Source organism: Lacinutrix sp. C3R15 (genome assembly GCF_018860825.1).
Taxonomy (GTDB): domain Bacteria; phylum Bacteroidota; class Bacteroidia; order Flavobacteriales; family Flavobacteriaceae; genus Oceanihabitans.
The window spans coordinates 138,577-150,217 of sequence record NZ_JAHKPZ010000031.1; the positions used below are offsets into that span (position 1 = coordinate 138,577).

Annotated in this window: 10 protein-coding genes; 4 read left to right on the forward strand and 6 right to left on the reverse strand. The window is 31.0% G+C overall.

Annotation, left to right across the window (positions count from 1 at the left end):
- Positions 1-170 precede the first annotated feature (170 nt).
- The 5 genes from KO494_RS11770 to KO494_RS11790 all read right to left on the reverse strand — a co-directional run bounded on the left by KO494_RS11770 (position 171) and on the right by KO494_RS11790 (position 4,243).
- On the reverse strand, positions 171-1,025 hold the full coding sequence (locus tag KO494_RS11770; protein ID WP_215967805.1) for a substrate-binding domain-containing protein: 855 nt from the start codon (positions 1,023-1,025) through the stop codon (positions 171-173).
- 78 nt (positions 1,026-1,103) lie between these two features.
- A complete protein-coding gene (locus KO494_RS11775) occupies positions 1,104-1,973 on the reverse strand; it encodes a nucleoside phosphorylase (protein ID WP_215967806.1) in 870 nt (289 codons plus the stop codon).
- Positions 1,963-2,904, reverse strand: coding sequence for a DUF1835 domain-containing protein (locus KO494_RS11780; protein WP_215967807.1), 942 nt, complete (start codon positions 2,902-2,904; stop codon positions 1,963-1,965). The genes KO494_RS11775 and KO494_RS11780 overlap by 11 nt, the downstream gene beginning before the upstream one ends.
- 1 nt (position 2,905) lies before the next feature.
- Positions 2,906-3,235 carry a translation initiation factor gene (locus KO494_RS11785; protein ID WP_215967808.1) on the reverse strand — a complete coding sequence of 110 codons (330 nt, stop codon included), beginning with the start codon at positions 3,233-3,235 and terminating at the stop codon, positions 2,906-2,908.
- Between the two features lie 57 nt (positions 3,236-3,292).
- Complete coding sequence (locus KO494_RS11790) at positions 3,293-4,243, reverse strand: isopenicillin N synthase family oxygenase (protein ID WP_215967809.1); 951 nt, start codon at positions 4,241-4,243, stop codon at positions 3,293-3,295.
- A gap of 135 nt (positions 4,244-4,378) precedes the next feature.
- Between KO494_RS11790 and KO494_RS11795 the strand changes: the two genes are divergently transcribed.
- Positions 4,379-6,358 carry a thiamine pyrophosphate-dependent enzyme gene (locus KO494_RS11795; RefSeq protein WP_215967810.1) on the forward strand — a complete coding sequence of 660 codons (1,980 nt, stop codon included), beginning with the start codon at positions 4,379-4,381 and terminating at the stop codon, positions 6,356-6,358.
- A 96-nt stretch (positions 6,359-6,454) separates the two neighbouring features.
- Positions 6,455-8,617, forward strand: a complete 2,163-nt coding sequence (locus KO494_RS11800) for a S9 family peptidase (protein WP_215967811.1) — start codon at positions 6,455-6,457, stop codon at positions 8,615-8,617.
- Between the two features lie 96 nt (positions 8,618-8,713).
- Here KO494_RS11800 and KO494_RS16060 read toward each other — a convergent pair whose 3' ends face one another.
- Positions 8,714-8,848 carry a hypothetical protein gene (locus tag KO494_RS16060; RefSeq protein WP_256447838.1) on the reverse strand — a complete coding sequence of 45 codons (135 nt, stop codon included), beginning with the start codon at positions 8,846-8,848 and terminating at the stop codon, positions 8,714-8,716.
- 385 nt (positions 8,849-9,233) lie between these two features.
- Between KO494_RS16060 and KO494_RS11805 the strand changes: the two genes are divergently transcribed.
- Positions 9,234-9,923 (forward strand): hypothetical protein, encoded by a 690-nt coding sequence (locus KO494_RS11805; RefSeq protein WP_215967812.1) that lies wholly within the window; start codon positions 9,234-9,236, stop codon positions 9,921-9,923.
- 84 nt (positions 9,924-10,007) lie between these two features.
- Positions 10,008-11,564 (forward strand): DEAD/DEAH box helicase, encoded by a 1,557-nt coding sequence (locus tag KO494_RS11810; protein WP_215967813.1) that lies wholly within the window; start codon positions 10,008-10,010, stop codon positions 11,562-11,564.
- Positions 11,565-11,641 lie beyond the last annotated feature (77 nt).

Sequence of the window (11,641 nt, forward strand, 5' to 3'; positions counted from 1 at the left end):
AAAGTAATGATTAATAGCATAAGCACTAATTTAGTATTTGTAGTTTTGGTATACAAATATATGTTTTTAGTTTACTAAATTTAAATAAAAATTAACAAAATTTAATAATTAAGTAGTTAAAATGCAATTAATTACGGTTGAAACGCAGTTGTTATCTAGGTTTTGAAGGGTTATAGTTTTGTTACTAACTTATTATAATCCCATTTTTCAGGAATTATGTCTAAATCAAATAATGTTTCTTGCACATTAGCAATAGTTTTTTCACTTATTACTTCTTGTGACCATTCTGTTAAGCTTAACCATTCTTCTACATCTTCTAATTTTTGATCATATCTATTAGCAATGGTAGTATCAATGCATGGTATGTCTTTAAAATCTTTTGTGGTACCGTTTATAATGTTTAAAATAGTTTTAATATCTTCTTTATTATTTTCTAAAAACTCTGTTCTTACTGCAATAACAAAACATGGCCAAGGAGAAGGGCAGTTGTCTATACGTCTAAAAGTACCATTATCTACTAAAGGTTTAGTTGTGAATTTTTCCCACATAAAATAGTCTGCATCACCATTGGTTAAACCTTCAACAGCACCATCTAGGTTTTTAATGACTTCAAAGTTTAGGTCTTTACCTAAATTCCAATGATTGTTTTGTGCATTAACATATGCCATTAAATGCGAACCAGAACCATATCTGCTAATGGCAGCTTTTGTTCCTTTTAGGTCTTCAATTTTATTATAACTAGCGTTATTGGCAACATGAATTCCCCAAATTAAAGGAGATGCAACAAAGGTTTGCACAATAGTACTTGGGTTACCATCTATAATGTCTTTAACAATGCCTTCGGTAAGTATAACTGCTAAATCTATTTCGCCTTCTCTTAGTGCTGTACACATTTCTCCTGTACCACCAAAATAATCTTTCCAACGTAGGTTTATTCCTTCGTCTTTGTATTCGCCATTTTTAAGGGTTAAATACCAAGCTAGATTAAAATGCTCTGGTACACCACCAATATTTACTTTTTTCATATTTATGGGCATTTCGACTTTGTTTCAATTAAACTCCATCTGTAATGCTATGTTTTTCTTTCCACGTAAGTGAAAAAATTATTCTACTAATTTATCTAAGGTGTATTGTATTAAATTATTTACAGCAGCTTTAGGGTCTTTACTAAAATTTCCTGTTGCTCTGTTGGCTATAATGGCATTCATGGAGAGTGCGTGGTGTCCTAATAATTTAGATAAACCATATATAGCAGAAGTTTCCATTTCAAGATTTGTAATTCTAAAGTCTTTAAAGTAAAAAGAATCCATTTTACTATTTAACGTAGCATCTTCTAATGCTAAACGTAAAACACGTCCTTGTGGGCCGTAAAAACCTCCTGCAGTGGCAGTCATTCCTTTATGTATCTTATCACTATCTAGTAAGGTTTCTAATTTTTCACTATTACTAATAACTATAGGTCTTGCTTTATTTTTGCTCCAATTTGTAAAGGCAATAAAGGCATCTTCAATTTCTGGGTTAGAAACACTATTTATTTGGTAAAAATGTAGCATACCATTTAAATCTAAACCATGTGTACTCATAACAAAAGAGTCTACAGGAATATCTTTATGTAGCGAACCAGAAGTACCAACACGTACTATATTTAAACTGGTTAGGGTTTCTTTTTGCTTTCTTGTTTGTAAATCTATATTTACTAAGGCATCTAATTCATTAATTACTATATCAATATTATCAGGTCCTATTCCTGTAGAAAGTACCGTAAGTCTTTTTCCTTTGTATAAACCAGTTTGTGTTTTAAACTCTCTTTTTTGAGTTGAAAATTCAATACTATCAAAGTATTTAGTAATTTTTTCTACACGATCTTGATCACCAACAAAAATAATATCTTTTGCAATATTTTCTGGTTTTAAGTTAAGGTGATATACGCTTCCGTCAGGATTTAATATAAGTTCAGATTCTTTAATCGCCATGCAATATTGTTTTTATAAGTTTATTTTCTTGTTTGTTAAACTGAAAGTCTAAACGGTTTATGTTTCCATAAATCATATCATCATTTACTTCTGAAGCATAGTTGTGGTGGTTTAACAATACTTCATGTCCTTTTCTGTTTAACGTAATACTATCTTTTTCTTCATTATAAAATATAGCAAGATTATCTATAATGCGCATGAGCTGTATATCGCCAAAACCATAATAACCTTGGTAATTTAAAGCGTATCCTAGTAAGTGATGTTTTGACTTAATATCATACGTATCTATTAAGGTTAAAATGTTTTGCTCTAATGCACTTAGGCCGTTTTTAGAATCTGGAAAGCGTTCTAAATGGGCTTTTAAGCAACATCCTAAATATTCAAAAGATGATTTTTTAGTAATATATTTCTTTAATAAATTGTGGTCTTTACCACAATAAATTTGCCATATATTAACAGCAATTTCTATATCTTTTTTTGTTAAAGGTATTCTATTTTTATAGTGCGTGTCTAGTTGTTCTGGTGTTAGCTCACTTAATCCTTTTAAGTTTTCTTCATGTGCTATTCTACCACTACATACTAAAGATATTGGTAGTGTTATTTTCTTTTCGTTTAATAGGCTAATTACAGCCATCATGTTTAAATGACAAAACAAATCATATTCAAACCATAAAATAATTTCGGAATAGGTATCTATAGCGTCAAGCTTTTGTAGTTCATTTTTGTATTCCTGCTCATTAATTTCAATATTATAAAATTCGTTTAAAAAGTCTTTTCTAACTTTTATAAACGCATCTGTATTAATAAGTCTGTTAGCAGGACCTTCGCATAGCATTTCATGCCAAGTTAAAAAATCTCCTTTATAGGTTAAATCGATTAAATAGTTTGTTAAATTACTACCATTGGTAATATGAAGTATTTTTTTGTCCATATTAACCACCAACTCGTTTTACATTAAATCCTTTTTCTTTAAGCATTTCCATGATTTTATCTCTATAATCTCCTTGAATGATAATTTTATCGTCTTTAAAACTTCCTCCAACACTTAATTTGGTTTTTAGTTCTTTTGCTAAAGCTTTAAAGTCTTCTGTAGCACCAGTATAACCATCTAAAATAGTAATGGGTTTCCCTTTACGTTTTTCGTATTTACAGAGAATAGGTTCCTCTTGTAACCAGATTCCTTTTTCAGTAGAGGTTTCCGCTTCTGTAGTTTCATTTACATGATCTGGAAACAAATTTTTAAGTTGGTCTTGTAAGTCCATTTTTTTAGTTTACAATTTCCGTTTGTAATTACAATAAGCTGTAATTACAATCTATTACTATTTTTTAATAAGCCCTAATTCTACAAGACGTTCGTGTAAAAATTCACCAGCAGTAATATCTTCAAATTGTTTAGGGTTTTCTTCGTCAATACAACTTTCTAATACATCTAATTTCATATCACTTATAGGATGCATAAAAAACGGCATAGAATAACGCGAAGTTCCCCAAAGTTCTCTTGGCGGATTAATTACTCTGTGTATAGTAGATTTTAACTTGTTGTTAGTATGGCGAGAAAGCATATCACCAACATTAATCATTAATTCATCTGGTTCTGCAATGGCATCAATCCATTCCCCATCATGTTTTTGTACTTGTAAACCTCTACCTTGAGCTCCCATTAAAAGGGTGATTAAATTAATATCACCATGCGCAGCTGCACGAACAGCGTTTTTAGGTTCATCAAGAATAGGAGGATAGTGTATTGGTCTTAAAATAGAATTTCCGTTATGTATATATTGGTCAAAATAGGTTTCTTCTAAGTTTAAGTATAAAGCTAAAGCACGTAAAACGTATTTAGCCGTTTTTTCTAACATTCTATAGGTTTGCTTACCAATTTTATTAAACTCTGGTAATTCATTTACAGTTACATTTGCAGGATATTCGGCTTCTAGTTTAGGATCGTTTTCTACAAATTGACCAAAGTGCCAAAACTCTTTTAAATCTCCTTCTTTTTTTCCTTTTGCACTTTCTTTACCAAAAGAAATATAACCACGTTGCCCACCAATTCCTGGTATTTCGTAATTGCGTTTTGTTTCTACAGGAAGGTCAAAGAAGTTCTTTACTTCGCCATATAAATTATCTACTAAAGTATCGTCTAAAAAATGTCCTTTAAGCGCAACAAACCCTATATCTTCATAGGCTTTACCAATTTCATCTACAAATTTTTGCTTTCTAACTGGGTCACCAGAAATAAAATCATTCAGGTTTACACTAGGTATTCTGTCCATATTCTTTATTTTAAAAGTCGAATTACAAATGTAACGAAAATCTTGAGTAAAATTAAACTTAATGAAGTCATAACATGAAAAATTACTTACATTTGATTTATAAATATAAAGGTATTGGAAACGATTTTTAAACTTATGATTAACTACAATAAAGAAGGTTTAAACAATGAAACCTTAATCGATTTATACAAGAGTATGCTGAAACCTAGATTGATAGAGGAGAAGATGCTCATTTTATTAAGACAAGGAAAAATATCAAAATGGTTTTCTGGTATTGGTCAAGAAGCCATTTCTGTAGGTGTTACTAAAGCACTGCAAAGCAATGAATATATTTTACCTATGCACAGAAATCTTGGCGTTTTTACTTCTCGTGAAATTCCGTTATACAGACTTTTTAGTCAATGGCAAGGTAAAGCCAGCGGATTTACAAAAGGAAGAGATAGAAGTTTTCATTTTGGAACCCAAGAATATCATATTGTAGGTATGATATCACACCTTGGACCACAACTAGGTGTAGCAGATGGTATTGCATTAGCAAGTAAGTTAAAAAATAAAAACCAAGTTACTGCTGTTTTTTCTGGTGAAGGAGGAACTAGTGAAGGTGATTTTCATGAGGCTTTAAATGTTGCTTCTGTTTGGCAACTTCCTGTTTTGTTTTGTATAGAAAATAATGGTTACGGACTTTCAACACCTACCAATGAGCAATATAACTGTAAAGACATTGCTGATAGAGCTTTAGGTTATGGTATGGAAAGCCACATTATTGATGGTAATAATATTTTAGAAGTGTATACTAAAGTGAATGCTTTAGCAGAAGATATTAGAAAAAATCCACATCCTGTTTTACTAGAATTTAAAACGTTTAGAATGCGTGGCCATGAAGAAGCTAGTGGTACAAAATACGTCCCTCAAGACTTATTAGATACTTGGGCTGCTAAAGATCCTTTAGAAAATTATCAAGAATTTTTAAAAAATGAAGGCATTATAGACGAAGCTTTTGAGGTTACTATAAAAAAAGAAATAGCTCATGAAATTAATACTCATTTAGAGCAAGCTAGTGCTGAAAAAGCAATAATCCCTTCTGAAAGTGAAGAATTAAGTGATGTACACCAAGAGTTTGCATATCAAGAGTTTACAAAAAACAATAAAACAGAAGAATTGCGTTTTATTGATGCTATTTCTCAAGGCTTAAAACAAAGTATGGAGCGTCATGATGATTTAGTAATCATGGGGCAAGATGTTGCAGAATATGGAGGTGTTTTTAAAATTACAGATGGTTTTGTAGAAGCCTTTGGAAAAGACAGAGTACGCAATACACCAATTTGTGAGTCTGCAATTGTAGAAGCAGGAATGGGACTTTCAATTGCAGGAATAAAATCTGTAGTTGAAATGCAATTTGCAGATTTTGTGACTTCTGGTTTTAACCCTGTGGTAAATTATTTGGCAAAAAGCCATTATAGATGGAACCAAAATGCTGATGTAGTTGTAAGAATGCCTTGTGGAGCAGGAGTAGCTGCAGGACCTTTTCATAGCCAGACTAACGAAGCTTGGTTTACTAAAACACCAGGTTTAAAAGTGGTTTATCCTGCATTTCCTTATGATGCTAAAGGGCTTTTAGCAACAGCAATTAATGATCCTAACCCTGTATTATTCTTTGAGCACAAAGCATTATATAGAAGTATACGTCAAGAAGTGCCAACAGATTATTTTACATTACCTCTTGGTAAAGCCTCTCTTTTAAGAACCGGAAATAACATTACAGTTATTGCATATGGTGCAGCAGTGCATTGGGCTTTAAACACTTTAGATAAGCATACCAATATACAGGCAGATGTTATAGATTTACGTTCTTTACAGCCTTTAGATACCGATGCTATTTATGCTTCTGTTAAAAAAACAGGAAAAGCAATTATCTTACAAGAAGATTCCCTTTTTGGAGGAATAGCAAGTGATATTTCAGCTTTAATTATGGAAAACTGTTTTGAGCAATTAGACGCTCCTGTAAAACGAGTAGCAAGTATGGAAACGCCAATTCCGTTTATTAATCAATTAGAAGATCAATATTTATCAAGAGATAAGTTTGAAAATGAATTATTACAGTTGCTTCAATATTAACCAAAAAGGGGTTAACATATTAAAAAACAGGTAATTGCATTGTTGTAGTTATCTGTTTTTTTTGTTACTTTAGGTATTAATTAATTCAACAACCACATGAAAAAATCTATCCACTATGTATTTGCTTTTTTGTTTTTTTTTGCTGTAGGCATCACAAACAACATGCTTTTAGCACAAAGTAACATTCAAGCTCCTATTGCTAAAAAAATACCTAAAGAAATTATTACACATGGCGATTCTAGAATAGATAACTATTTCTGGATGCGCTTAAGTGATAAACAAAAAAATGCAGAAACTCCAGATAAACAAACGCAAGATGTTTTAGACTATCTGCATCAAGAAAACGAATATACAGCTAAAACCATGGAGCATACCAATGCTTTACAAGAAAAGCTTTATACAGAAATGGTTAGCCGAATTAAAAAAGACGATGCTTCTGTACCTGTGTTAGATAATGGCTATTCTTATTACACACGCTTTGAAGAAGATGGTGATTACGCATTGTACTGCCGAAAAAAAGTGGAAGAAAATGCAACAGAAGAAATTATTCTTAATGGTCCAGAAATGGCAAAAGGTTTTGCTTATTATGGTATTGGTTCACGTGCTGTGAGTACTAATAATGAGCTAGTAGCATTTGGAATAGATACCATATCTAGACGTCAGTATACCATTTATTTTAAAGATTTAAACACCGGAAAACTTCTAGATGATAAACTTAGTAATACTAGCGGAAACGCAACTTGGGCTAATGATAATAAAACTGTTTTTTATGCTACTAAAGATCCCGAAACATTAAGACAAGATAAAATTTATAAGCATATTTTAGGAACCGATCAAGCAGAAGATATATTGGTTTATGAAGAAAAGGATGACACGTATAGATGTGCTGTATGGAAGTCTAAATCTAAAGCCTACTTGTTTATTGGTAGTTTTCAAACACTTTCTACCGAAATGCAATACCTAGACGCCAATACACCAAATGGCAATTGGAAACTAGTGCAATCTAGAGAAAGTGATTTAGAATACCAGGTAGATCATTTTGAGGATCATTTTTACATTCGTACTAATTTAGATGCCAAAAATTTCCGATTAGTAAAAACACCAATCACAAAAACTACAAAAGAAAATTGGGTAGATGTTATTCCGCATCGTAAAGATGTATATTTTCAAAGTTTTGATTTATTCAAAAATCATTTAGTGGTAAAAGAACGCAAAGCAGGATTAATTAATATTAGAGTAAAAAAATGGAAAGGAGCAGAGTATTACATTCCTTTTAATGATCCTGCATACCTTGCATATACAACAGCAAATATAGATTTTGACACCAATAAATTACGCTATAAATATTCCTCTTTAACCACTCCTGATACCGATTATGAATACAATATGGATACCAAAACTTCTAAAATATTAAAACAAGAAGAAGTTTTAGATCCTAATTTTTCGATTACTAATTATGTTTCCGAACGTCATTTTGCAACAGCTAAAGATGGTACTCAAATACCAATATCTATTGTATATAAAAAAGGATTCATTAAAAATGGAAATAACCCTCTATTGCTATATGCTTACGGTTCTTACGGAAACAGTATAGATCCAGGATTTAATGCTACACGCTTAAGTTTATTAGATCGAGGATTTGTGTACGCCATTGCGCATGTACGTGGTGGACAAGAAATGGGACGTGATTGGTATGAAAACGGAAAGCTATTAAAAAAGAAAAATACTTTTACAGATTTTATAGATTGTGGTGAACATTTAATTAAAGAAGGATTTACAAGTAGCAACCATTTATATGCTCTTGGCGGAAGTGCAGGAGGATTACTTATGGGAGCAATAGTAAATATGAAACCCGAATTGTGGAATGGTGTTGTTGCTGCAGTTCCTTTTGTAGATATTGTATCTACTATGCTAGATGAAAGTATTCCTTTAACTACTTTTGAGTTTGATGAATGGGGAAATCCTAAAATAAAAGCCTATTATGATTATATGAAGTCTTATTCGCCTTATGATAATGTAGAAACTAAAAACTACCCAAATATACTAATTACTACTGGCTATTGGGATAGCCAAGTGCAATATTGGGAACCTGCAAAATGGATAGCTAAATTAAGAGACTTAAAAACAGATGACAACCTCTTACTTTTAGATTGTAATATGGATAATGGTCATGGTGGAGCTTCTGGTAGGTTTGAACGCTATAAGCAAAGCGCTTTAATGTATAGTTTTTTCTTAAATTTAGAAGGTATTACAGAATAAAGCCATTTATTTTATTCTAATTAAAATACAAAAAAGCCAGTTAGCTGTTTTATGCTTCCTGGCTTTTTTTTAGGACTAATTTTTAATGAATAAATCTCAATGTGCAAACCTTTTAGTTCCTTTCCAAAGGGTAGTATTTGTATTACAAAAACGAATAACATGTCTATTTATAAGGTTTTGCTCTTCTACAATACCACTTACTTTTTTAGATAATTTTGCTAATGTTCTCATAATCTTTTGGTTTTTTTTGATGAATTTTGATTGCTACTTGTTACTTATCTGTATCGTCTTTTACTATTCCAAGTGTGACTTTTTGTGTTAGTTAAAGTTCCTGATAATTGATTGTTGTTTAAAGTTCTCATGATTTTTGTTTTTTGATTGTTATACTAGATAGACGACACAAAAACAAAATTGTTACAGTACTATGTTATACATATTAGCAAATTAACTATTTTTAACAGTTTTATCTCTTTTTAGGATGCAAAAAAAAAGAGTAGGAGTGTACGTTAATTAAAAGAATTGCGTTAAATAAATTAAAAAACTGTAATTAAAATTGGTTTTTAATACCATAGGTACGATTTTTGAATACAGAGAATATAATTTTTTCTAATACACTATGCGATTACTTTTATTTATTATTTTAAGCTTTTTCACCTACACTATACAAGCACAAGTAGATAGTGAGCAAAAATCTGTTGAAATTCCTGTAATAGAAAGTGAAGAAGGAGATATAGAACAAGAAGTAGAAGAAGAAGGGAAACCTATAAACAACCAAGGTTTTATTATTCCTAAAGACGATAATATAAATGGTTTAACAGTACCAAAACAATACCAACCTACAGATTTACCAAAAGAAGAATTTTCTATGTTTAACAAAGAGAAATTTGGTAATCCTGGAGAGTTATATGAAGATAGAATAAAAAAGCACGCTAGTTATACCGAAATAAGAAAAGAACAACAATACCGAGGAAACACCACAACGCAATTTTTTGGTGATCATAAAACCACTTCAGAAAATATAAATATTGTTTACAGAGATTATGGTGCTTTTGATGGTGATCACATTAGAGTATTTATAAATGGTGATGTTGTAAAAGCTACGGTTTTATTAACACCAGATTATACAGGTTTTAAATTTAAGTTGGTAGAAGGTATTAACAAAATAGACTTTTATGCCTTAGATACAGGACAAGTTTCTCCTAACACTGCAGAGTTTCAAATTTTAGACGATGATGGTAGTGTAATATCAGGTAATCAATGGAATTTAGCAAAAGGAGTAAAGGCTTCTATCATCATTGTTAAATAGGTTTTAACATAATTTTTAAAATTTTCTTTCCAAATTCCCTTTAAAAACTGCAAAAAGGTGTTATTTTTGCACATCTAAAAAATTATGGGGAACGTTATTACTACTACAGAACAAGAAGAAAGAAATGCTGGTAAAAATCTTTACAGTTACCAACGAGGAGCTATTAATAGAATTTTTAAAGCCTTTGAAGATGCTCCAGAAGATTACCACCTTTTATACCAATTACCAACAGGAGGAGGGAAAACAGTAATTTTTTCTGAAATTGTTAGACAATATTTAAAACATCACAAAAAGAAAGTTTTAGTGATGACACATAGAATTGAGTTGTGTAAGCAAACTTCTTATATGCTTACAGAATTTGGTGTAGAAAATAAAATTGTAAGTAGTAAGGCTAATCTTGACGACCAAGCAAAATATAGTTGTTTTGTTGCCATGGTTGAAACCTTAAACAATAGATTACAAGAAAATAAATTAGATATTTCTGATATTGGATTAGTAATTATTGATGAGGCTCACTATAACTCATTCACTAAACTATTTAAGTTTTTTGAAAAATCTTTTATTTTAGGTGTTACAGCAACCCCTTTAAGTTCTAATATTAAACTTCCTATGAATGACAACTATAACGAGCTTATAGTTGGTGAAACCATAGAACACCTTATTGAAAACGAATTTTTAGCACGTGCTGAAATCTATTCGTATAATGTAGGTTTAACCTCATTAATTGTAGGTGCAAACGGAGATTATACGGTAAAATCTTCAGAAGATTTATATACTAATACAGACATGCTTTCTAAGCTTATACAAGCTTATGAAGAAAGATGTAAAGGTAAAAAAACCCTTATTTTTAATAATGGTATTAACACGTCTTTACACGTGTACGACACCTTTAGAAGAGCTGGTTACCCTGTAGCACACTTAGACAATACCAATACTAAAAAAGAACGTAAAGCTATATTAAAATGGTTTCATGAAACACCAGATGCCATATTGACTTCTGTTAGTATTTTAACTACTGGTTTTGATGAGCCATCTGTAGAAGCTATTATTTTAAATAGAGCTACAAAATCATTAACACTGTATTACCAAATGATTGGTAGAGGGTCTCGTGTACTAAAGAATAAAACTACTTTTCAGGTTATTGATTTAGGAAATAATTTACATCGTTTTGGTCCTTGGGGAGCAGATTTAGATTGGCAACGTATTTTTAGAACGCCTAATTTTTATCTTGACGGACTAATAAACGATGAAGACATTGAAGAGAATTTTAGATACGAAATGCCTGAAGAACTTCGAGCTGAGTTTTCTAATTCTGAAGATGTGTATTTTGATATTAAGAAAACCTATATTAATTCTATAAAAGCTGGTGAATCTTCAAAAGTTGTTCTTGAACGCTCTATTAAACATCATGCTAAAATATGTATTGAAAATTCTGAAGATGTATATGATGCCTTAGGATTAGCTAAAATGCTAGGGGATGATATTGATTACAGAATAGGAAGATATACCAAGTGTATTAGTAAAAGTACGTTTAATTTTGTGGAATGGTTGAAAAACGATTACAGATTAAAACTTCGTGCGTATTTACGTGATAATTTTGATACCGATTTTGAGGAAATTCACGGTAGAAAACCAGAATAAGACTTTTTATATTACAGTTTAATTATTGTCATTCCTGCGTAGGCAGGTGTTTTTTGTAATATTCGTTATGTACTGTC